The sequence below is a fragment of the Sporomusa sp. genome (genome assembly GCF_035561155.1).
GTDB lineage: Bacteria > Bacillota > Negativicutes > Sporomusales > Sporomusaceae > Sporomusa.
The window spans coordinates 1-21,978 of sequence record NZ_DATMYD010000016.1 but is presented as its reverse complement, the minus strand read 5'-3'; the positions used below and the strand labels follow the sequence as shown (position 1 = coordinate 21,978).

The 21,978-nt window shown below is 43.0% G+C and carries 23 protein-coding genes and 1 pseudogene; 4 read left to right on the top strand and 20 right to left on the bottom strand.

Features of this window, described 5'->3' with window-relative positions; all coding sequences use genetic code 11:
- Positions 1–15: 15 nt before the first annotated feature.
- The 5 genes and pseudogenes from VN447_RS02640 to cdhC form a co-directional block, all read right to left on the bottom strand.
- Positions 16–1,341: an MFS transporter gene (locus VN447_RS02640; RefSeq protein ID WP_325522532.1), complete on the bottom strand. Its 1,326-nt coding sequence runs from the start codon at positions 1,339–1,341 to the stop codon at positions 16–18.
- Positions 1,342–1,535: 194 nt separating this feature from the next.
- Positions 1,536–2,384 (bottom strand): LysR family transcriptional regulator, encoded by an 849-nt coding sequence (locus VN447_RS02635; protein WP_325522531.1) that lies wholly within the window; start codon positions 2,382–2,384, stop codon positions 1,536–1,538.
- Between the two features lie 51 nt (positions 2,385–2,435).
- Positions 2,436–3,293 carry a 4Fe-4S binding protein gene (locus VN447_RS02630; RefSeq protein WP_325522529.1) on the bottom strand — a complete coding sequence of 286 codons (858 nt, stop codon included), beginning with the start codon at positions 3,291–3,293 and terminating at the stop codon, positions 2,436–2,438.
- A gap of 295 nt (positions 3,294–3,588) precedes the next feature.
- Positions 3,589–3,759 (bottom strand): hypothetical protein, encoded by a 171-nt coding sequence (locus VN447_RS02625; protein ID WP_325522527.1) that lies wholly within the window; start codon positions 3,757–3,759, stop codon positions 3,589–3,591.
- Positions 3,728–4,683 (bottom strand): annotated as a pseudogene (gene cdhC / locus VN447_RS02620) (CO dehydrogenase/CO-methylating acetyl-CoA synthase complex subunit beta). Before cdhC ends, VN447_RS02625 begins: the two are co-directional and overlap by 32 nt.
- 325 nt (positions 4,684–5,008) lie before the next feature.
- On the opposite strand from cdhC, the gene VN447_RS02615 reads away from it, so the two are divergent.
- The 4 genes from VN447_RS02615 to VN447_RS02600 all read left to right on the top strand — a co-directional run bounded on the left by VN447_RS02615 (position 5,009) and on the right by VN447_RS02600 (position 8,384).
- Positions 5,009–6,517, top strand: a complete 1,509-nt coding sequence (locus tag VN447_RS02615; protein ID WP_325522525.1) for an ATP-binding protein — start codon at positions 5,009–5,011, stop codon at positions 6,515–6,517.
- A 41-nt stretch (positions 6,518–6,558) separates the two neighbouring features.
- A complete protein-coding gene (locus tag VN447_RS02610) occupies positions 6,559–7,257 on the top strand; it encodes a response regulator transcription factor (protein WP_325522523.1) in 699 nt (232 codons plus the stop codon).
- A gap of 271 nt (positions 7,258–7,528) precedes the next feature.
- On the top strand, positions 7,529–7,798 hold the full coding sequence (locus tag VN447_RS02605) for a carboxymuconolactone decarboxylase family protein (RefSeq protein ID WP_325522521.1): 270 nt from the start codon (positions 7,529–7,531) through the stop codon (positions 7,796–7,798).
- 70 nt (positions 7,799–7,868) lie between these two features.
- The gene (locus VN447_RS02600) at positions 7,869–8,384 is read left to right on the top strand and encodes a putative zinc-binding protein (RefSeq protein WP_325522519.1); all 516 of its coding nucleotides are present in this window, start codon (positions 7,869–7,871) and stop codon (positions 8,382–8,384) included.
- 67 nt (positions 8,385–8,451) lie between these two features.
- Here VN447_RS02600 and VN447_RS23220 read toward each other — a convergent pair whose 3' ends face one another.
- The 15 genes from VN447_RS23220 to VN447_RS02530 form a co-directional block, all read right to left on the bottom strand.
- Complete coding sequence (locus tag VN447_RS23220; protein WP_414714869.1) at positions 8,452–8,703, bottom strand: SDR family NAD(P)-dependent oxidoreductase; 252 nt, start codon at positions 8,701–8,703, stop codon at positions 8,452–8,454.
- Positions 8,678–9,184, bottom strand: coding sequence for an SDR family oxidoreductase (locus VN447_RS02595; protein ID WP_325522517.1), 507 nt, complete (start codon positions 9,182–9,184; stop codon positions 8,678–8,680). The genes VN447_RS23220 and VN447_RS02595 overlap by 26 nt, the downstream gene beginning before the upstream one ends.
- Positions 9,184–9,765, bottom strand: coding sequence for a flavin reductase family protein (locus VN447_RS02590; RefSeq protein ID WP_325522515.1), 582 nt, complete (start codon positions 9,763–9,765; stop codon positions 9,184–9,186). Before VN447_RS02590 ends, VN447_RS02595 begins: the two co-directional genes overlap by 1 nt.
- A 23-nt stretch (positions 9,766–9,788) precedes the next feature.
- Positions 9,789–11,066 carry an arsenic resistance N-acetyltransferase ArsN2 gene (gene arsN2, locus VN447_RS02585; protein WP_325522513.1) on the bottom strand — a complete coding sequence of 426 codons (1,278 nt, stop codon included), beginning with the start codon at positions 11,064–11,066 and terminating at the stop codon, positions 9,789–9,791.
- Positions 11,059–11,562, bottom strand: a complete 504-nt coding sequence (locus tag VN447_RS02580) for a MarR family winged helix-turn-helix transcriptional regulator (RefSeq protein WP_325522511.1) — start codon at positions 11,560–11,562, stop codon at positions 11,059–11,061. Before VN447_RS02580 ends, arsN2 begins: the two co-directional genes overlap by 8 nt.
- Positions 11,563–11,607: 45 nt before the next feature.
- Positions 11,608–11,973: a putative zinc-binding protein gene (locus VN447_RS02575; protein WP_325522509.1), complete on the bottom strand. Its 366-nt coding sequence runs from the start codon at positions 11,971–11,973 to the stop codon at positions 11,608–11,610.
- 293 nt (positions 11,974–12,266) lie between these two features.
- Positions 12,267–14,018, bottom strand: a complete 1,752-nt coding sequence (gene arsA, locus VN447_RS02570; protein ID WP_349255155.1) for an arsenical pump-driving ATPase — start codon at positions 14,016–14,018, stop codon at positions 12,267–12,269.
- 22 nt (positions 14,019–14,040) lie between these two features.
- Entirely contained in the window at positions 14,041–14,397 is a 357-nt protein-coding gene (gene arsD / locus VN447_RS02565; protein ID WP_325522505.1) for an arsenite efflux transporter metallochaperone ArsD, read from the bottom strand.
- 48 nt (positions 14,398–14,445) lie between these two features.
- Positions 14,446–14,844, bottom strand: coding sequence for an arsenate reductase ArsC (locus VN447_RS02560; protein ID WP_325522503.1), 399 nt, complete (start codon positions 14,842–14,844; stop codon positions 14,446–14,448).
- A 221-nt stretch (positions 14,845–15,065) separates the two neighbouring features.
- The gene (locus VN447_RS02555) at positions 15,066–15,416 is read right to left on the bottom strand and encodes a metalloregulator ArsR/SmtB family transcription factor (protein WP_325522501.1); all 351 of its coding nucleotides are present in this window, start codon (positions 15,414–15,416) and stop codon (positions 15,066–15,068) included.
- A 121-nt stretch (positions 15,417–15,537) separates the two neighbouring features.
- Entirely contained in the window at positions 15,538–15,717 is a 180-nt protein-coding gene (locus VN447_RS02550) for a hypothetical protein (RefSeq protein ID WP_325522499.1), read from the bottom strand.
- Positions 15,718–15,976: 259 nt separating this feature from the next.
- Entirely contained in the window at positions 15,977–17,680 is a 1,704-nt protein-coding gene (locus VN447_RS02545) for a vWA domain-containing protein (protein WP_325522497.1), read from the bottom strand.
- A gap of 1 nt (position 17,681) precedes the next feature.
- Positions 17,682–18,992 carry an ATP-binding protein gene (locus VN447_RS02540; RefSeq protein ID WP_325522495.1) on the bottom strand — a complete coding sequence of 437 codons (1,311 nt, stop codon included), beginning with the start codon at positions 18,990–18,992 and terminating at the stop codon, positions 17,682–17,684.
- 351 nt (positions 18,993–19,343) lie between these two features.
- On the bottom strand, positions 19,344–20,996 hold the full coding sequence (locus tag VN447_RS02535; RefSeq protein WP_325522493.1) for an FAD-dependent oxidoreductase: 1,653 nt from the start codon (positions 20,994–20,996) through the stop codon (positions 19,344–19,346).
- Positions 20,997–21,111: 115 nt separating this feature from the next.
- The gene (locus VN447_RS02530) at positions 21,112–21,558 is read right to left on the bottom strand and encodes an arsenate reductase ArsC (RefSeq protein WP_325522491.1); all 447 of its coding nucleotides are present in this window, start codon (positions 21,556–21,558) and stop codon (positions 21,112–21,114) included.
- Positions 21,559–21,978: the final 420 nt, after the last annotated feature.

Below are 21,978 nucleotides of genomic sequence, written 5' to 3'. Positions count from 1 at the left end.
TTATAGAAGATAGGTTTAATGTATTGCTCCTAAGGCCTCTTTCCGAGAAGCCGCTCCGGCTTTTGCTTTTCTTGCACCGATCCACGCGGCAGAAATGGCACTTACCAGCCCGGCAAAAGCAACATAGATGCAAATAAGCGCCGGATCTCCCTGGTTATATTTAAGCAGTGATGTTGCAATGATCGGCGTCAAGCCGCTGGCAAAAATCCCTGAGAACTGATACACGAATGAAATCCCTGTATACCGGTAGCGGGCGTCGAATAACTCTGAGAATAGCGCAGCTTCCGGACCATAGACCGAGGCATAAAGAATGCCAAAGGGAACGATAATGGCCAGCCAGATTAGCGTGATATTGCCGCCGCTATTTGTAAGCAGCCAAAAAGCCGGGAAAACCGATAATCCGGTAATTATGCTGCCAATCCAATAGACACGTGTCCGGCCAATTTTATCTGACAGATGTCCAAAAATGGGAATAAACACGCACATCACCAGCGCAGCCAGCATGACTCCCAGGAGAGCATCTGTGCGGGGAATCTTGAGGGTTTGCGTTAAGTAGCTTATCGAAAACACACCAAAGATGTTAAAGAAAACACCATCAATAAACCTTGCTCCCATACCAGCCACAACATTACCGGACGATTCACGCCACATGTCGGCAATCGGGAGCTTTGATTCAGCGTTGGCTGTTTTAACATTTTGAAAATCAGGCGTTTCCATGACATTCATCCGAATCCAGGTTCCAACAACAACCAATACAATACTCAATACAAACGCTAACCGCCATCCCCAAGCCATAAATTGCGCATCAGTCAGCAAATAAGATAATAGTGCTACCACACCTGATGCCAGGCAAAGCCCGATGGCTAACCCTATTTGAGGCAAACTGGCATAAAAGCCGCGTTTTTCCACTGGCGCATATTCAAAAGCCATGAGGACTGCACCACCCCACTCGCCGCCCAAGCCAATACCCTGAAAAATTCGCAATAACAATAATAGAATCGGTGCCCAAACGCCGATTTGTTCATAGGTCGGTACCAAGCCAATCAGGACTGTTGATACCCCCATAATCATCAAGGTCAGGACCAGCATACTTTTTCGTCCGATTTTATCCCCGAAATGTCCAAAGATGACCCCACCGAGCGGACGGGTGATAAAACCTACGGCAAAGGTCGCATAGGCTAGCAGCGTTGCAACCAAAGGATCGCTAGCGGGAAAATACAGCTTGTTAAGAACAATACCTGCTACAACACCATATAAGAAAAAATCATACCATTCAATTGTTGCCCCAACCAAGCTTGCCATTACTACCCGCTTAACTGTGGCGTTGTTTACCTGTCCCATGTTTTTTTCCTCCTTATTCCTGAAAATCAAAAAAAGCTCAAGACCAAGACGCCATAATAAAATGGCGTACTTAGGTCTTCAGCTTTCTGATCAACCAATCATATATTTAATTAGTGAAAGTATAGCAACAGATACCGCCTATGTCAATAATTTATTACGTTTGTGGCGCATTCGTTCTCACAAATGCCAGAAATTCACGAACTGCGTGAGAAAGATATCGCTCCTTTTTCAATACCAAAGCCAAATTTAAATATAATTGTGGGTCTACAAGGGGTCGTGAAGGTAAGCATTCTGGCGTCAAGGCTTTTACAGATTTTCCTGGGCAATAGCGCAATCCCAAGATCGTCCGCTACCATTTGCGTTATCAAATCACGTTGCGATGTCTCCAACATAATCTTAGGAGTAAACCCAGCTTGTTGGCAACGACTTATAATCAAATCATGAAGTCTATATTCATTATTATATATAATAAATTGTTCATTGGTAAGTTTCTCGTAGTCCAAGACATCATATTGAGCTAACCAGTGCTTCGGGTGCATAATTATATCATGCGGATCTCGTTCAAACCATATTTTTTCATAATGTTCATCCTGCTCTGCCGGCGTAAATATTCCAATATCCAGTAGACCATCTTGGATAGCAGCTTCAATTTTTTTGGGTCCAAACTCATACAGATGAACATGAATGTTAAGATACTCGTTTCTAAATGCACTAAGCATCCTGGAGAACGACGTCACCGCAGTAATGGGAGGCAAGCCAATGTGAATTTTTCCTACTTGCATTTTGGTTAGACCGTCTAATTGGACGGTAATGTTGTGAAAGGCCGACACTATTTGTTGAGCTTGTTTAAGAATAACTTCTCCCGAATCTGTCAATTCAATATTTTTTGCATTGCGATAAAATAAAACAACGCCCCATTGTGCCTCTAACTCTTTGATTGCCTTACTAATGCCTGGCTGTGATATGTGTATCACTTCAGCAGCCTTACTAAAGCTTTTATGCCGTGCTACTTCTATAAAATATTCTAGATTTCTTATATCCACAAAGGCTTCCTCCTGCCTAAGTCGAGGTGTCTGCCTAATACTAAATTCTATCTAACCCTGCAACTTATTTTCGACCTTTGCTTTGACTGCCTCTGCCCCAAATTTAGCTATAACCATGCTTAGGCGCTGACCTTTATCTGCCAGTTCCTGATAAACTGCCAAAATGGCTTCCAGGTAAGGTAGGATTTGTTCCTCAGCAACGAAAGTTGCGATAAGCTCACCGTCGTTTGAGTAGCGTCCACCCTTACCACCGGCAAAGATATGATAGCCGAACCTGCCAGTTTGCAAAGCCTGCTTGGGACATACCCGGACACACACACCGCAGGCCAGACATTTATCGTAATCGATGGATAAAGCCTCATTTTCAATGACCATCGACTTCGCCGGACACCGCTGTACACAGGCTCCGCATTTTACACACAGTTCGTTATCAATTAGCGGCTCAGCTGCACCCCTAAAGCCAATATCATGTGCTAGAGGTTTTGTACAAGCATTGGCACAGCCGCTGACAGCAATTTTAGTTTTAGCTGGTAAATCCCTGCCAACATATTGAGCATCTAACGTTTCGGCCAGCGCTTGCGTGTTCACTAAGCCATACGGACAAGTATTATTGCCCGGACAAGAAACGACTGGTCGCACACGCAGCCCGCAAACGGCCGGTAATAGCCCTGCATCCAATATAGCCTGACGGGCTTCTTCAAACCTTTCTTCTTTTACTCCGGGAATTTCCATTCCCTGCCGGATTGTCACATGCACTTTACCGTTTCCAAATCGTTCAGCCAGCTCAGCTATTTTGCATAATTCGGCTGCTGAGATATTTCCAGCCCGGTTTCGAAGGCGCATAAGCAGCAGCCCTTGCTGACGCTGAGGAATAAATCCATATTTTTTATAATCCGGTTTTGTTGTCATTACTATACCCTCTCTCCATAAAATTAATAATTCAATTAGAACCTTTTTTTCACGGTCAAATTCGCTGGCAACAGCTACATTATGAGCTTCAAAACATATTTTTTCAACTTTTTTTTGAATCTGATTGTGGTTAATTCATTTTAATCATATCTATTCATATATAATGACAACGACTATTCTGCTGATTTATGATAAATATTTTTCTGTGTTGTCGTAAAGAAGAAAAAAAGGCGTCGATCGAGCCCCGACTTTCAACAAAGTCTCCAGGTGCTTCTTCAACGCCAGTTAACCGCTATTACATCATAGGATCCATTTTAAGAGCAGGATGTTGTTTTTCTTCAAGGAATGGTAAAATTTCATCCTCATTAGTTCCCACTGTTTCATCGGCAATTTTATCAATGAAGTCTGCGCCTAAACCTTCAGCCTCGGCACGCTCAATGATCTCTGTTCGTAAAAATTCTTTCAATTTCTTTAGGCATCCATACCAGACGTCCCAAGCCACCATCGGCAGGAATGAATTTTGTGCTGACAATATAGCGGCGACCAATACCCATGAAGCCAGGGGTTTGCATACCACCACCGCAAGTACCGGCCAACGTGGAGAACGTCATACCGCAAGGTGTATCACCACTATGTTCGCGGGTGGTAATCATGATCCCGTTACACAGCGGTAGAATCGCCATAATTGCTTCAAAACAACCACAAGATGTCATTGGACGATCCATTAAAGTATAAAGGTTAACTTCTTCCAGGGTACGGTTTGAATTTGCATAAAGTATTCATTAACGTTTTTCCACATACCCTTTTCTTCATCCATACATTCGCCTTTAGCAATCGGCTGGTTAGGGCCGGTTGGCGTAATTTCATTAGATGCTTTGGCATCTAGCCATGAAACCGCCCCACATAAACCTACTCGCTCCGGAGTGACAATACATACATGATTAGGTGCAAATGATTGGCACAGAATACAGGAGTAGAAGTTCTCCACCGACTCATCAGTAAGACCTTTAAGCCTGGCATCGCGGGAAACATATTTAGCACGGGCGATTTTGATTTTTTCTTCGATAAGATCTTTGTCAGTAATCAGCGTAACCTGCACGCGGTCTACAATGGCCGGATACTCTGACTTAAACTTAGCAATCAAGATCTCGCCATAATCTCTAATCTTAAAGCCGGCTTCATGAGCCCCCTTACCAATCCTGAGCCAGCAAAGATCACGTTAGGCAACATGCCACAGCCCTTCGCCATAGTTGATAAAGTAGTGAATACGACGCTCTAGCACACCTTCAAAGTCTTCTTGCATTTTGCGGCCGAAGATATCCACCATGATACCAAGGGGGAAGCGGCTGCCTTCCGGCATTTGGTCAATTTCCGGACCGATGACCTGAATTTTACCATCTCAATCTGGTCTGCTTCTACCATTCGCACAAGTTCAAAACCAGTATTTACTAAGCCTCTGCTAAGATATGGGCATTATAACAAATTAGCTTTTTCCGGCCAAAATTCCGGAAAAAGCTTTTTATCTATTTAGATATAACGAATTACCAAAGGTGGCAGAAAATGCTTAACCGAATGCGTCTTAATACCCAGATCATGTTGCTTCTTACTACAACTATATCTGTATTGATGTTGCTTTATCTCGGCTGGGACAGTCATGCCCTACGCAAGCAGGCTTTAGAAGATTTACACAAAAGTACTGCAGTCCTGCAAATCAATTGTTATTTACACGTATTTTCATCGCTCAAAATCAGGACTTAATCAACAAAGACGGTGATGGATCAATTCATTTCAAGAATTTAAACCCGTCTGTTGCTATCCGGGGCATATCAGAACTATTCAACGGTACGATGGGTTACACGTTTAAACAAACCGGCCTAAAAGTGCGGAATCCTGAAAACTCACCTGATCTGTTTGAAATTGAAATGTTGCAAAAGCTGGCCGGTGACAGGAACCTCAATGAAGAATGGGCAGTAGATACGGTAAACGATCGGAAGGTTTTCCGTTATATGCTCCCCCTGTACTATGAACGGGACTGCTTAACCTGTCATGGTGAACCTGCGGGGAAACTAGATATTGCAGGTTATCCTAAGGAAGGCTCTAAACTCGGGGATTTCGCCGGGGCAATCAGCATAATCGCTCCGATGGACCAAATGGAACAGAATATCCACAACATGCTTATCGGCCGTTTGCTTGCAGTCTTTACCCTATGGCTGACTCTCACTTCCCTGATCTATCTTATTATTCGTAAGAGGTTCGTTCAGCCGCTGGAACATATGACAGGCCTTGCGCAAAGGATTGGAAGCGGTGACTTAGAAGTGCGCGATGAGCACACAATGGCGAACTTCGAAATCCAGACTCTCTATGATAGTTTTCATTCCATGGCTGAGAGCCTGAAGGAACTGCACGATAACCTTGAATCGAAAGTCAGCGAAAGGACAAATGAATTAGCTGCAGCTTACCAAACTCTGCAAATACACCAGCAAGAGTTACAGAAAATCAATGAAAAACTGGCCGAAGCCAGCGAAATTAAATCTGAATTTATTGCTACCATGAGCCACGAACTGCAAACCCCCCTTACGGCAATGATTGCATATGCCGAGGTAATCCTGGAATATGGAACAGAAAAAGAAGAAGTAACCGAATATGTATATGATATTTACCAAAGCGCCCACCACCTGCTGGACTTAATAAGAGACATTCTGGAGCTGTCCAAAATCGAAAAAGGTAAGATGCAGCTTCACCTTACTGTTTTTGAAATATCTGAGATCACTGCGGTATTAGAACGAATTCTCGCCCCCTTAATTAATAGAAACGGCCTAACTTGCAGTATGGAAATACCTGAGGAACTCCCGGCAATACAGGCTGATAAAAATAAAGTAAAACAGATTTTAATGAACTTACTGTCTAATGCAATTAAGTTTACGCCGGCTGGCGGCAGCGTACATGTAAAAGTTATGTACCTGGATGATGAACATACAATCTTAGTAGCAGTGAAAGATACGGGAAAAGGTATGTCCCAAAATGATATTGCACTCATTTTTGGTAAGTTTATTCAACTAGATTCTGGAATAACTAAGGAGTACGGTGGGACAGGCTTAGGCCTGGCAATCACCAAACACCTGATAGAACTTCATGGGGGAACCATTTGGGTAGAAAGTACCACTGGAGCAGGAAGCACCTTCTATTTTAAGCTCCCAATTTACCAGATACCCTCCACAGTTTGAAATAGTAAGATCTTTATCTTCTTCAAATAGAAAGGGCGATTATGGTGTCTAAGATATTAGTTGTAGATGACGAGCCAAAGATCCTAAGAATTATAGAACACTGCCTGTCGCGGGAGGGGTATGAGGTTGCGACTGCCACAGACGGCCAGCAAGCCCTTGAGCAATTTCAACGCCAGGACTATGATCTTGTTGTCCTCGACCTTGCCCTGCCTAAAGTCGACGGCTTTCAGGTATGCCGGACAATTAGGGAAACCTCCTCAGTACCGATCATCATCCTGTCGGTTAGAAACCAGGAACTAGACAAGATTCTCGGGTTTAACCTTGGAGTTGATGACTACTTAACCAAGCCCTTCAGCCCAGTTGAACTCTGTCTAAGAGTAAAAGCAGTCCTCCGTCGTACCAAAGTCGAGCGTAAGGTGTTAAACAATGAGGGTTCGGTATATTGCCACAATGGATTATCCATTAACCCTTCCTCCCGAGAGGTTTTGTTGGATGACCGGTCTATTGAACTGACGGCCAAGGAGTTTGACATTTTATGGTTTATGGTGAAACACCCGAATAAAGTTTTTACCCGCAAGCAGCTGCTCTATCAAATATGGCAGAATGACTACATTGGCAACGAGGATACAGTTACCGTTCTAATCAGCAGATTGCGGGAAAAAATCAAAAGAGAGGATTCACAAGTTTCCTTTATTCAAACGTTACGGGGAGTAGGGTACAAATTTGCAATGTATGAGTAAATAGCGAAAAAGGTTCCGCTAGCTTGGAGGCTGGCGAAACCTTTTTCGCTATTTACTGCATTTTACAAATTAATAATCTCAAGGACAAATAATAAGATCCCTCGCCCACAGACAATCAGAACAGGTTGGATGATTCCCCCAACAGTCGGCCTCATTGTTTAAGGCCGTCGAACAGCCTTCGAGAAGCCTGCAATCAGTACAAATCTTAATTTTGTTGTATCCTTTTTAGCGTGACTTCCGTCTATAGTAATAAAAGGAGGTGACGCAATAAATGGTTTTTGATGGTAAACATACTGAGCTTATCGCTATTGGGGCGTCAATTAGTGCAAACTGCCAACCTTGTCTGGACTATCATGTAACTAAGGCTAAAGAACACGGGGCCAGCGAACAAGAAATAAGTGCTGCAATTAACATTGGGAAAACAGTAAGAAAGGGAGCCGCCTTCAAGATGGATGAGTATGCCGCTGCTCTGCAGGGTAAGCCATCCGCAAGTTCTTGTTCCACAGCAAATGTATGTGATTGCGGTGGTTCTTGCTGTTAGCACTATTCGAGGTTATGAAGAAGGCCATTCTACCAAGTCCCTTATGTGAGTTACAGAGGAGGAAATGCAGTTGTCAAGCAAATGTGGAGAAGTAAGCAACGGTAAAAGAATTTGTGCCGAAGGTGCTCGTTATGTAGAAAAGGTATTACAAGGTCCGTCCAAAACAGCTATAATGGCTTGTGAGGGTGGTTGCATCAAGGGCGAGATTGCTCGTGTCGCCGCAAATATCTTAGCTTACCAACTAGAAAGAAATGCCTCAGTGAGAATATGCTTAGGAGATGCCGTTACTGGTGACTCCGGTTTCGTAGAATTAGTGAAAAAAGCTCCTGAAACTATTGTGATTGAAGGGTGCTTTCTCCATTGTGGTACAGAGATTATGAAAACACGTCTTCCCGATTTCAAACCAACTATTATAGAAGCTATTCGACTCTACAGCTACGACCGTGATAAATATTTTGAGATTTTTGATATGCCTAGAGCCGAAATAGATCAATACGCACAGAAGGTAGCCGAGCATATTCAACAAACGAAATTTCAAGGAAAAAAAGCAGATACATGCTGTCTAGCCCCAAGTTGTTGCGGATGATTTTCGTAAATTCATGATGAATAAGTAGACCTGCAAGATTCTTGCAGGTCTACTTATTTTCTACAGACTATTTCGAGACTTTAAAACCACCGTCAACAAAGATTGTTTCCCCAGTTATATAAGCGGATAAATCAGAAAGCAAAAATAGTACTACTTTGGCAATTTCCTTAGGATCAGCTATTTTTGCCATTGGTATTAGGCTATTGGAGTATTCTAAGACCGCTGGGTCATCGAAGGATTCCTTTGTCATGTCCGTGTAAGTAAAGCCCGGTGCCACAGAATTGACCTGAATATTATAAGGGGCTAGGTCGAGCGCCATTGCAGAAGTTAATGCTACGACTCCCCCCCTTGGCCGCTGCATACTCTGCCATATTGGGGCGAAATATTCGAGACCGTATGCAACTTATGTTTACTATCTTACCTTTCTCATTTTTAATCATTCTTTGGCCCACACATTTAGACATTAAAAAAGTACCGGTAAGATTGATCGAAAGTACTTTATTCCACTCCTCCAAGCTCATCTCGTAAAAAGGCTTTCCGCATGAGTATACTCCAGCGCAATTTACCAGCGCATCTATTTTTGAGTACTGAGAATCTATTATATCCAGAGTATTATTTACGCTAACCTCATCCCGGACGTCAACCATGAAATGCTTAAAACGCTCCGTTTGAGTCCCAGACTCTTGAACATCAAGTCCTACAACCATTGCGCCATTGTCGCATAACAACTCAACACATCCTTGCCCAATACCTGAGCCTGCGCCTGTTACGACTATGACTGAGCCCTTTAACACGCTCATCACCCCTCGTCCGTTAACCTCAACTGTTTCCCCACATTAAATGCTGTGCCCACTTTCTCTCCAAGATTCCAATACTCTCGTATACCAGCAGCGTATACCAGAGGGTTTACTTTTCCTAATATTATTCTCCCAGTATCATCAACACAATTGTTGTCGATATGGGTCTCTACAATTTGGCCCAGAAATACAATAAACTCCCCTATTTGTAATTCATTCACAACCTTGCACTCAAGGTTATAGGCACATTCCTGAATAATCGGGGCATTAACTTGTAAACCTGGAACCGGTGTAAAATGTGTCTCCCTAAATTTATTATTACGCCGTCCGCTTACAATGCCGCAATAGTCAACCTCAGCGACCTTACTATTTCCCGGAATATTTACCGTGAACTCCCCTTGATTGCGAATAATCTCTGTAGAATGACGTTTGTTGGTCATAGATATGGCTATAGTCGGTGGCTCAGAACATACCATTCCCACCCAAGCTAACGTGATGATATTGGGCTTTTCCATAGTTCCACTTGTGACTAACGTGATTGGAGTTGGAAAAAAGGTGTCTGAGGGTCCTAATTGTTTTTTCATTTTTTTCACCTCCAATTACAAAATTATATGAGTTCTAACTTCATGCACGTACTACATTCAGGACAAGCGGAATTTAATGCCGATGCACCGATTAGTGAGTCTGGAATTTGAGAGCGTACAATCCTTACAAAACCAAATCGCTGTAAGAATCTTTCCGCTGTTTCTGTCAGCAGATATATTTCTTGGACTCCGCTAGACCGAGCCTTACCGAGTGCAGTAGTAACCAACTCTGCTGCGATTCCCTGCTTCCTAGAGCCGGGAGTAACGGCTAACGAACGCAGAAGTCCGTATGAACCTGAGCGTTCCATCCCTATGACTGCTAAAAGTTCAGTATCCTTGCTCACAGCAACCAGGAAGTGATTAATGTTAGCTTCAACACCGTCAATTGGAAGGCCCGCACTCACGAGTAGCTGATTCACTTTTGGTGAGTCATTTACTGTCGCTTCCCGTATATAGAAGTCTACACCGTTAAGAACAGTTACCTTGGGCTTACGAGCTCTGATAAACGAGCTTACCACCGCACCTTCCAATTGCGCTAACTCGTCCTTCGCCAACTGCGCAAACAATTCAGAGTCTGAATCGGCAAATTCATAGACCCGTGTTACCTGGACTTCAACGTTTTCAAATCCGGCGGTCGTTAGCTTGCCCTGATATTCAACATCGCTAAGAGCCCCTGCTATACAACCTGCCCACGCCGTCAGGTCCTGCTGTAGTTTTGAAGGTAAGGCCTTTTTTAAGACAATATCAGACACAGCAAACCGTCCACCTGGCTTTAAAACCCGGAAGCACTCCTTTAGTACCATGTCTTTATCGGAAGATAGATTAATAACACAATTTGAGATAATGACATCCACTGAGTTATTTGGCAAAGGGATATCTTCAATGTGTCCTTTTAAAAATTCCACATTCGAAATTCCGGATTTTTGCTGGTTCTGTCTAGCCTCTTCCAGCATCTCGTCCGTCATGTCTAATCCGTATGCCTTACCATAGGGGCCTACTCTCTTAGCAGAAAGCAAGACATCCAGCCCTGCACCGCTACCTAAATCTAATACTATCTCCCCAGGGTAGAGATCCGCCAGCGCGGTTGGGTTACCACAACCGAACGAGGTAGCGATCATGTCTGTAGACAATCCCTGAACATCAGTTTCTGAGTATAAATTCCCAGTGATCATCTGCGTCGCTTTACTGAGGCTCGTGTCACAACATGAACTTCCTGAACCTGCCCCTCCGCAACATCCTTTCTTTCCAGTAATAGCTTTGGCGTATTTCTTTTTCACTACCTCTCTAATCGTATCACTCACAATTACACCCTCCCTTTTCTTGTGTAGTCCCGGAACAGACTTGCCGTACATCAAAACACATTTCAGTGTCTCTTACTGCGGTGAGAAGATAGGGTAATGCCTCAATCACTATTTCGTGCTTTTCCTTGGGAATAGAACTCAAGACCCGGTCAAAATATTCCTTCATACTGCTATTGATTGACTCAACCATTTCGAAGCCCTTTTCGGTTAACGTTATTTTTGTGTATCGTCTGTCGTCTTTATCAATTTGCCTTTCTACCAATCCAGCTATAACCAAGTTATCGACGGTGCGGCTCATGGTGCTCTTATCGAGAGTAAGTGACTCTGACAATTCATTTAACGACAAGACATTAGCTCTGCCAATCTCTACTAAGGTATGGCATTGGCCGACCGTAATCCCACAACATGCGGCGTCCGCCTTTTGTAACAACCCCAGCTTCCTAACGCACGTCTTAATAATTTCCCTAAGAATTGCGGCGTTGTTCTCATCTGACAATATAATTACCTCGCCTTCTTTCTTTACCCCTACATAGGCATTCTTTCATTTAGCTGCTGCTTTGATCTGTTGACAAGCAGTTGCTATAAATTCTTGCTGATCGCAGCCATCGACAAGTCCCATTGAAGTCAACACATAGGAGGTTGGCTTAAGCTCAGCTTTTTCAAGAGTTCTCTTGGCACAAGTCATCCCGCAACCGTCGATAACAATTACTTTACTAGCTTCCTTCGCCGCGTTTATAAATCTTGGGTATCCCGCACCAATCCCAGCTAAACAACTGGTTCCGCATCTGGCATACCCCTCCTTACGAAGCTCACGCCCAATCTTGTCACTTAATTCTCCTTCGGTACAGCACCCGGAACAGGTAAAAAGAATTCGTGTGTTCTGCTGGCGTTCGTCTTTGCAGCCCATACTTTCCTCCTTTTTGTTATTTCTTCGAGAGAAATCCGCTTCAATATATTTCCAATGCAATTGTAACACGAAACAGTTTTATATTGCAACTATACAATCATGCAAATTTCCCCAAAAAAAATATAACAAAAATAAGAGGGGATTGCATGCTGCAACCTCCTTTAACTTAATACTCAGTCCAAGTTTCCGTTTACCAACTGAAATGCATAAAAACCCAAGACTTAGATATCTTTCAAAGAAATCTAAGTCTTGGGTTTTTGTCAGCTACACTAAACCGCCCAATTAACGGAATCCTACTTGATTAACTCCAACAGTTCTTTACCTTGGATTTCCTTACCATGCCATTTGATTAATACAGTATTGCCCTGTGATATTTCAACAACTTTATTTATCCATTCGATTTCACTCTGCGACTTAGCTTTTAATAATGGGCTTTTAGTATGAGTAAGATATAGACTTGAGTTTACGATCCACCATTTTGAATGGATGCCGGCTCGTTCTAAATCATCAGTAAGCCTCATAGCCTCATGTACTGGCGTAGCTTCTGGGAGCGTTACAATTACGACTTCCGTCTCTACAGCATTTCTTAATCTTGGCAGGAGTTTTTTTACACTTTCCGGTATATCACCTTGACTTTTTTGAATTTCTTTATGATAGCTCTGAGTAGCATCTAATAGTAATAGCGTGTGACCAGTAGGTGCAGTATCAACAACGACAACCTGATTATCTGTTGCTTGTTCAACAATTTCGGCGAACGCTCTGAATACAGCTATTTCTTGGGTGCATGGCGATCGTAAATCTTCTTCAATATAAGCCAGGTCTGCATCGGCCATCGATTCTCTAGCCTTCGACAATACTTCTTCCTTGTACTTTTCAAGTTCTAAGGTTTCATCAATATGACTTACTTTTAAATTATCGCTGTTGCTAAGCATAAACTTCAAGTGATGGGCAGGATCAGTCGTAGTAAGGTGTACTTTTACTCCTTTTTCTACTAAACCTACGGCTATTGCCGCCGCCAATGTACTTTTGCCCACCCCGCCCTTCCCCATAGTAAAGATAACTTTCTTATGGGTAGTATAAACATCTTCTATCAATGCACCTAAAGTGTGTACTTTGTTTATTTTAGCGGCATATTCCTTTTCATCTAGGGAGTTATCAGTTAACATTCTGCGTATATTCTTTACACCATAGACATTGTAAGCACGAAGGGGTATATAGTAAGTTGTAATGTTATGCAGATAATCAGGCATGTCTTGAAGAGCTTGCTGCTGTTTATTATATAAACTTAGCGCTGTTTCATCCTCGGTTGTATCCAGTTCAAGAACTCCGTTAATAATCATAGTTTGATTGTTAACACCAAGATCTTTCAGTTCTTCCGATGCCCGTTTGGCTTCCAGCAGCGGAGTTTTTTCCGGTCTTGCAACCAGCATAACAGTTGTCAGGCTTTGGTTAGCCAAGGTCTCCACAGCATTTTTATACATCTGCTTGTTGCTTTCTAATCCGGATAGCTGCCCCAAACAAGATGCCCCATGGGTATTTTCGCTGATAAAGTTACTCCACGCTGACGGGAGCTGAAGCATTCTAAGCGTATGGCCAGTAGGGGCCGTATCAAATATGACGTGATCGTACTTGTTTTTTATATTTTCATCTGTTAGATAATGGGAAAACTCATTAAAAGCAGCAATTTCTACTGTACATGACCCAGACAACTGTTCTTCCATACTTGCAATTACCGCATCAGGTAGAAGCCCTTTGTAGGGCCCGATTACTTTCTCTTTATATTCACGAGCTGCTTCTACAGGATCTAAGTTAACTACAGTAAGATTGGGCACTTCAGCTATAGGTGTACCTTTATTATCAAGTTCGACACCAAAAACATCCTGCAAATTCGAAGCAGGGTCAGTGCTTATTAACATTACGCTTTTGCCGATATCGGCTAAGCTGACCGCTGTTGCACATGCCGAAGATGTTTTGCCAACGCCTCCTTTGCCGGTAAAAAAGAAATATTTCGTAAGTTCTACAGAGGAAAGCTTATAGGATTGCATAGGCATTCCTTCTTTTTGCATATTAACAGCACCCACCGTCACAGCAGCAACCACTCTTTTTAGGCTTGTTGTTTACATCAAGCCCAGTCCATTGGGCAAATTCTTCATTCGTAGGATAGCCTTTAGTTTTCGCTACTTGACCATCAACTAAAGTAATCGGCAATATTTCAGGACCATTTTGTTTTAAAGAATCATTGATTAATTGGTTTTCCACGAAGGCATTTGGCTGACCCGAAAGATTAAACCGACTTATATCTGCTCCGTTTTGTTTAAGATTTTCAATCACAGTTGCTACTCTTAGAAGTTCCTTGTCAACGCTTGCTCCGCATACACCAGTAGAACAGCACATAGCCGGGTCATAAATCACTATTTTTTTCATAGTATCCACTCTCCATATCATTTTTTAGGCACTTAAATTATCTATCCATTAGATTAAATCGGATTTTATCCGATGGATAAGATCTTCCATTTTAGTTTTTATAACATTGCGAACAAACCTAAATTCTTCATCACTTTTGCCTGAAGGATCATCCAATCCCCAATCCTCACGGTGATTACAAGAAATAGTTGGACAACTAACATTACACCCCATTGTTACCACAATATCCACATCCGGAATATCCTGGAGAAGTTTTGGCCTCTGATGGAGCTCCATGTCGATACCTATTTCTTTCATAATACGAACCGCATCCTGATTGATTTGAGCTCGTTTTTCCGTTCCTGCCGAAAAGCATTCAAATACTTCTAATCCCAGGACTTTACCAAAAGCTTCGGCCATCTGGGAACGGCAGGAATTGTGGACACAAATAAATGCTACGCGTTTCATTGTATCACTCCAATATGTTGATTCAAAATTCGTTTCAGCAGTCAACAAATTTCACATACACACTTATTGACGTTTTGAAGATAGGCATATAATAGCTGACTATTAAAATCAGCAGAGCTTTTAAATAAGATATTCTTATATTCCCATGTAGGAATATATATTGTATTATATGAGTCGACTATTAAAATGTAACACCTTAAAAATAATTTTAGTTTACTCGTCTAACTAATTATGTGTTCACACCCGCCACCCTGCTCCTTGTATTTCTTTAGGCGAGATAGATCATGTTGGCATTTTACAATAGTGTTGAGCTCTTGCTCTAACAATATACTAACAAAGGGATGTCGAGCTAACAGATCTGCGTTAATCGCAAAGTAAACCCATTGCGCCTGTTTCTCAGCAGTGATAATGTCTGCCGTTTTTAGTCGACTTAAGTGACGTGAAGCATTGGATTGACTAATCTGTAATATGTCTTCCATTTCACAGACACATAAAGGTCCTTGCCTAAGTAAGTTAAATATCCGAATACGTGTCTCATCACCCAGAGCTTTCAAAATTTCTACTACATCCATGCTTTCCCTCCCGTAATATGATTATATTCCAATCCAATCATATACGCAAGTATTTCTTTGATATCTCGTTATAAAAACTCACATTTTATTTGGCACCTACTCCTTCCTGTAACCGCAGAAACTAACGCCATCCCTCCGGTTCTCCCTGCTCAATCACTCTATTAAGACTGCCTCCTGCAAGCACAAACCCGCTTCGCTTATCAACATATTGAACGGCCCACCGTTCCCTCCCTGGGGCCGCTATCGCTGGAACCGTGGTCCTGCCTGCTGCCAACTCAAAGACTTGCAGAGTAATCGGCATAGTCCGCTACGCTCCCTATCCCTGCCGACCTTCCGCGCAGGACGGCCATCCAATAGCGCGTCCTTATGTCATCACGCCAAACAAAGAGGCCCTCTTATCCAAAAACCGGGATAAGAGAACCTCTTTTTCTGTTCAGCGTTCTGGTGATGGCCCACCCAAAAGCATGGCGGTCCATCACGTTTGACATAAAGGTATTATCGGACGTCCGCCCTTTGCCTGCGGCAGCAAGGTGCACACACGTTCCTATACTGCTTATATTTTATTGCCCTGCTTTTCTAGAATTAAGAACTGTGTCCTGCAATAAGCGTTTGTCAAATTCTCTAAATACGTACACACTGCCACCTGCTGTTTTGCTTAACTCAGTTAGGTATTTCTGGTGGGTTTTTAGGCCAATAGCAATGAATTTATACCCTGCCTTCCTAATATCCCGGGCAACTTCCATAGCATCCTTAATACATTGCGGCACATTATCACAAATATTATTAGGAATCCCATCTGTGATTAACACAATGAGGGGACCTCGCGCCTGCACTTTTTTTAAATAATCAAGACCTGCCCGTAATCCTAGAGCAAGTGGCGTTAAGCCTAAGGTAACTATTTCATTTAGCCCCTGTTCCAAGTGTTGCCGGTTGCGAGTCAGTGGTACTATCACGTCTGCTCTATTGCCTTGGAACGTAATTACGCTAATACGGTCAGGAGTCTTATGCAGTAGCTGATAGGCTAAATCTCTTGCTGCATCAATGTTATTCCCTTTCATACTTGCGCTGGCATCTATTATCAGGCATATTTCCTTATCATTTGATTTACGGCGAATTGAATTCCGCAAATCACAGCCTGTTACTTGAAAGGTTTTCTCTTTTTTTTCAGCCATACGGGATACTGCAGCATATACCGTTTCCGTAACAGCCAGTTCACTGATCCCCTTATGCTCTAACCGCTCAATACTCCGCACACCAGTTTTACCATTTGGCCGCTTTGAGGCATGTTTGTAGGATGCCGAAGACTTTAGCCGTTTCAAATCCAGTTTTTTTATAAGTTTCAGATACTCTCCTGTTTCATTGGTATTTTGCTGCAGATATTTATTATATTCTTTTTGAATCATTGACTCACACCGTTGTGTACCGATAACATCATTGGTGTCAAAACCAACCAGCATCTGATTGTCAAAACTACTACTATTTCCTGGCTCCCGTCCTTCACCTTTCGGCTGTTTCTGAGGCAGTGTCCTGTCTTCCTGTTTATTATCTTGTCTGTCATCCGGTCTATCTTCATACCTAACACCCTGATTATCATCCTGCCTATTATCTTTCAACAACGAGTCGGTGTCAGTACCATAGTCATTGCATTCGGCATGGGCGCTACTATCATTATTTACAGATATGATTCGTTCATTGCATCGCAGTTCAAGCTTACTGGCTAAAATAGCGTATTCAACGGCCTGAACAATATAAAACAAGCCTGTCATGTGTTCGCGCGGCAGAACTATTGCTAAATGGACATGGTTTTCGTGAGCCCGTCGCAGGGACGCCCCGTTCCCATAACCAAGGCTACCGGTTATACGCCCGCCGCCCACTGCAGTCTGAATGTCAATATAGTTACAATTGATGCCCGAAACGAGCGGATTCTCCACCCCGTAATATTGATGATATACGCCTACTGCTTCATGGATAGCTTGCGCAACCAGTGTTGGATCAACAAGACCACATTGATGAAATATATCAATATGATAGACGTTATCGGTATCATGCCGGTGATAGAACACTTGCCCAGCGTCGCTGTTTCTGAGTATGAGTATCGTCTCAGGTTTCTGCGGATAATATTGATGCACTTTACAGCTGATTACCGTACTTTGCCCAATTCGTACACCTTTACCTTCAGCAAGCGCAGTTTTCAGCGCTTCGGTGGCCGGGTTCAATCGAGCTAAAAAAAGGGCATTGTAATCTTTACATACTAAATCTTCCATATTATTTTTTTGCTTCGACCGTTACAAACTGTTCGTCAGGAACTTGGCTTAGCGGAAGCGCCTTTTTGGCAGGAGCTATCATGGGCGCATCAGGCGGCTTCTGCATTTTTCCTGATCCGCTTGATTGATTGTTGGCGCCCAATATTTGATGTCCTGAAGAGTAGAATGATCCGGCTTGCAGAATCTTACGAATGTCTTCCCATAGCTTCTTCCACCACGACATATTGCTCTTATGGTGATTACCAGCTGCGCCTACCATGGCAAGAGCAGCAGTTGAGGCCGCGTCTGTGCAAGTAGCTGCATCAGATTCAATGGTTTCAAGATACTTAATAATGTTTACTATGGTAGCAGTTGTGGTACGGTGGGCAAGCACCAAAGGTACGACACGAATTACATCAGCAATTGTTACAAGCCGGCGACCCATTACTAACGTTGATAAACTTGCCGCCAATTCCAGCGATTTTACAGCTCTTAGACTTTCTAACTCAAAATCAACATAAACAGCAGCGAGCACTCTTTTGATACTTGACTGGACTTGAATCAATTTCAATTCGCCGGTTGGGAGCGCAAGTGTACTCTGATCACAGGGCAGTGTCTGGCTTGGTTGGTTAAGTATATCATAGACAGTTTCGTAGTCGTTAGGACGTTCCATTGCCACTGTCACATCAAAGCGGTCAGCTAATTGCTTACGGATTAGTGAAAGTGATCCTGGTTCTTCGTCTGGATTTGAAGCTGCCCATATGCTGACAGATATAGGCATTTCGACCGCTGGGAGACCTGTTTCTTCAATCTGAACACGTCCCGGTTTTGAGCCCATAACATCCAATAACACGTCAGCTAGCTCGGGAGAAGTATCCGCCAGACGGTTAATCTCATCTATAAATATAATTCCCCGATGTGCCTGGGGAATAGTGCCTGGCAATAGAGCAGCCATCGAGTTACTTTTATCAGTCAGTTTGCCAATATCTATACTACCGACAACCGTACCAATCTTTGCCGAGTGCGATATTTCCAGAAAAGGTCGCGGTATATATTCACTTTCTAATGCCTCCACTTCATTCGCTGTCAAGTGACGATGCTGAGGACAGTGTGGTGCGTTAGGATCGCAGTTATAAATACAGCCTTTAATTCTAAGTATCGAAGGTAAAATTTTACGAGCAGATCGCATAATCGTTGTCTTACCCGTCCCTCGCACACCCTCTGCATGTATATGAAAAGGATAGTCGTTACACTGAGCAGAAATTGACATTTCTAACGCATGAAAAAGTTGTTTATTTCCAGCGTGCCGTATTAGATTAGAATATGCGTTCATACTAATAATCCTCTCCCGACGGGTATTGTTAAACATATCAACATTCTTAAATATGTATATATATTTATAATAATATGCCAATTACTTCCAGTCAAGAGTTTTTTTACTTGTGCCACCTACAGAATACAGTCATGCTAGCGAAATCGATTTCTAACAGGCTGTTGTGAATCCGGTAACGACGAGAGAGAGTCTATTTCATCTCAAAGCACCATGTCGGTATCCGGATATACCATACATTTCTCTCAGGAAGAACCCTGCATAAAGCAAAGATTCATTGAAAATCTATCTTTATAAAAAATAAGAAGCTGGCACGTAATTTTGCGTGCCAGCTTGCTTTATAACCGTTATATCTTATTTTTCACTTTGCTTCCCGTAATTCTTATATCCACCAGATAAGTTAAACACCTGCTTAAAGCCATGATTAAGTAAGATATTTTGAGCGGCATTCCCAGTGACGCCTTTATTACAGTACGTAACAGTGACTTTTTCTTTATCGATAGAATCGAGCTCTGTTCGGATATGTTCCTGCGGAATGTTCCTGGCCCCCTCCACATGAGCCTCCTGATACTGCTTAGCTATTCTAGCATCAATAATCTGGACTTCTTCGCCATGTTCTACTTTTTCCTGTAATTCTGCCGGTGTAATTAGCTTGCGCCCCCGCCGAAGTGCATTGTCAAGAATCATGCCGGTATACATAACCGGATCTTTGGTGGTAGAAAACGGCGGTGCATAGGCTAGGTCTAGATGGAATAAGTCCTCGGCTTTCGCGCCAAACGTAATGGCGGTCACAAACACATCAATCCGTTTATCCACTCCGGCCTTACCGACAATCTGTGCGCCCAAAACCTTGCCGGTCTTTTTGTCGGCCACCGCTTTGATTACCATCTCTTGTCCATGGAAATACTCGGGTTTATCGGGTTTGATGTTATGACAAACGACAACATCATATCCCTCGCGCTTGGCTTCTTTCTCGGTTAGGCCGGTTTGGGCCACCACCATGTCAAACACTTTAAAGATACCGGTCCCCAGTCCGCCCCGAAACTCTAAGTCGCCGCCGGTAATTTGGTCACCGACAATACGGCCCATCTTGTTTGCGGTCGAACCCAGCGGGCGATAGAACGGCTTGCCGGTTATTATAGAATAGCTTTCCGCGCAATCGCCACAGGCATAGATGTCTTCAATATTTGTTTGCATCTTGGTATTGACGCGAACGGCTTCGGTTGTGCCCAGTTCGATGCCAGTTGCTCGGGCCAGCTCCACGTTCGGCCTGACGCCCACTGCCATCACCACAACATCGGCGACTAGTTCGCGACCACTTTTTAATACCACCTTATTGACCAGCGGACTTCCTTCCATATGAACAACTGAATCATTTACGACGACTGCAATGCCCTTCTCCTTGAGGTGGTCTTCTAAGTATATGGCAACATCCTGATCTAGTGCAGGTATGACGTGCTGTGCTAATTCGACAATAGTAACAGCGATACCCCTTGCAGTTAGGTTTTCCGCCATTTCCAGCCCAATAAAACCTGAGCCGACAATAACAGCCGACTGCGGCCTTGTCTCAAGCACATGCTTACGAATTCGATCAGCGCTAAGGACATTCCGCAGATAAAATACATTGGGTTTATCGATCCCCTCGATGGCCGGGACTATGGCTTGTGCGCCAGTAGCAATAACCAGTTTATCATAGGGCTCGGTAAAGACCTCGTCAGTAGCTAGATTTTGAACAGTAACTACTTTTGTTTGTGGCTGAATGTCTAACACCCGGTGGCTTGTATACACGTCAACATTGTATTTTTGCTTAAAGAATTTCGCATCCCTAGGAACCAATTGCTCACGGCCCTCAATTTCAGGCCCGATATAGTAAGGCAGACCACAGCCTGAATACGATACGTCTCTGTCTGCATCAAATATTTTAATTTGAGCCTCTTCATTGTTCCTTCTGGCCTTAGCCGCTGCCGATGTGCCTGCGGCTACACCACCGATAATAACAATCTTCAATATAAATCCCCTCACCTAATACTAGCATAACAAGTCTATATCCAATACTTTCTGTTAAATACTGTTCCTATTTCATTCATACTTACCACAACCATCAATCTTCATCTATATGTTACTATATTTTCCCTTCCATAGACACCCGGTACTCCGCGAGCCAATTCTTTACCTTCTCTTCGATTTCCTGCCTAACCTCGCGAAACTTGGCCATAATCTCCTCTTCGGTTCCTGTAACCTGGGCTGGGTCGTCAAAAGGCCAGGATAGAATATGCTTAACTCCCGGGAAGATTACCGGACAATGTCCTTCCGCCTTCTTACAAACCGTAATAACAAATCCAAACTGTACCTTACCAAAAAATTCACGGAATGTCTTTGAGCGCTGCCCACTACTATCTATCCCTACTTCGTGCAACGCCTTTATCGTGTAAGGGCTTATTTCTCTCGGCTCAAAACCAGCGCTATGGACTTCTACCACATCATCACCATACTTTTTGAAAAAGGCTTCGGCCATTTGACTACGGGCACTGTTGTGGGTGCATAGTATGATAACTCGGGTCTTACTCATAAAGCTCCCTCCCCTTACATTTAAAACATCTATGTTTTTAAATATGTGGATATATGGATATAGAATAATCAATAATTATCTGTTAGTCAACTAACAAAACGTTAACTTTGTGTTAAGAAATAGCAGTGTGTGAATTCTTCTAGTGTCGTCTGCTTCATATTGGGATCGCTCAATCACAAGTGTCCCCAGATTAGAGGCTACTCGCATGTATGACAAAACTAACATATTAGTTCTTCATCATATAACAAAGCATATTTCCAGAAAATATAACTCTTTTTATAAGAAAAACCGCTAGCGCGGTCCTTTGGTATTGAGCACATCCGAAAGTCGGTACTCAAATCCATGAACCCCTTTGTAATAACGTGGATGCATTACCCCACCGCAAGATTCACAACTAAACTGTGGTGGGTAGCTTAGATC

Coding starts and splice junctions, on each gene's coding strand:
- VN447_RS02640 (WP_325522532.1), bottom strand. CDS start 1,341: ATGGGACAGGTAAACAACGCCACAGTTAAGCGGGTAGTAATGGCAAGC.
- VN447_RS02630 (WP_325522529.1), bottom strand. CDS start 3,293: ATGACAACAAAACCGGATTATAAAAAATATGGATTTATTCCTCAGCGT.
- VN447_RS02610 (WP_325522523.1), top strand. CDS start 6,559: ATGGTGTCTAAGATATTAGTTGTAGATGACGAGCCAAAGATCCTAAGA.
- VN447_RS02605 (WP_325522521.1), top strand. CDS start 7,529: ATGGTTTTTGATGGTAAACATACTGAGCTTATCGCTATTGGGGCGTCA.
- VN447_RS23220 (WP_414714869.1), bottom strand. CDS start 8,703: ATGGCGCTCGACCTAGCCCCTTATAATATTCAGGTCAATTCTGTGGCA.
- VN447_RS02595 (WP_325522517.1), bottom strand. CDS start 9,184: ATGAGCGTGTTAAAGGGCTCAGTCATAGTCGTAACAGGCGCAGGCTCA.
- VN447_RS02590 (WP_325522515.1), bottom strand. CDS start 9,765: ATGAAAAAACAATTAGGACCCTCAGACACCTTTTTTCCAACTCCAATC.
- VN447_RS02575 (WP_325522509.1), bottom strand. CDS start 11,973: ATGGGCTGCAAAGACGAACGCCAGCAGAACACACGAATTCTTTTTACC.
- arsA (WP_349255155.1), bottom strand. CDS start 14,018: ATGCAATCCTATAAGCTTTCCTCTGTAGAACTTACGAAATATTTCTTT.
- arsD (WP_325522505.1), bottom strand. CDS start 14,397: ATGAAAAAAATAGTGATTTATGACCCGGCTATGTGCTGTTCTACTGGT.
- VN447_RS02560 (WP_325522503.1), bottom strand. CDS start 14,844: ATGAAACGCGTAGCATTTATTTGTGTCCACAATTCCTGCCGTTCCCAG.
- VN447_RS02555 (WP_325522501.1), bottom strand. CDS start 15,416: ATGGATGTAGTAGAAATTTTGAAAGCTCTGGGTGATGAGACACGTATT.
- VN447_RS02550 (WP_325522499.1), bottom strand. CDS start 15,717: ATGCCGATTACTCTGCAAGTCTTTGAGTTGGCAGCAGGCAGGACCACG.
- VN447_RS02545 (WP_325522497.1), bottom strand. CDS start 17,680: ATGGAAGATTTAGTATGTAAAGATTACAATGCCCTTTTTTTAGCTCGA.
- VN447_RS02540 (WP_325522495.1), bottom strand. CDS start 18,992: ATGAACGCATATTCTAATCTAATACGGCACGCTGGAAATAAACAACTT.
- VN447_RS02530 (WP_325522491.1), bottom strand. CDS start 21,558: ATGAGTAAGACCCGAGTTATCATACTATGCACCCACAACAGTGCCCGT.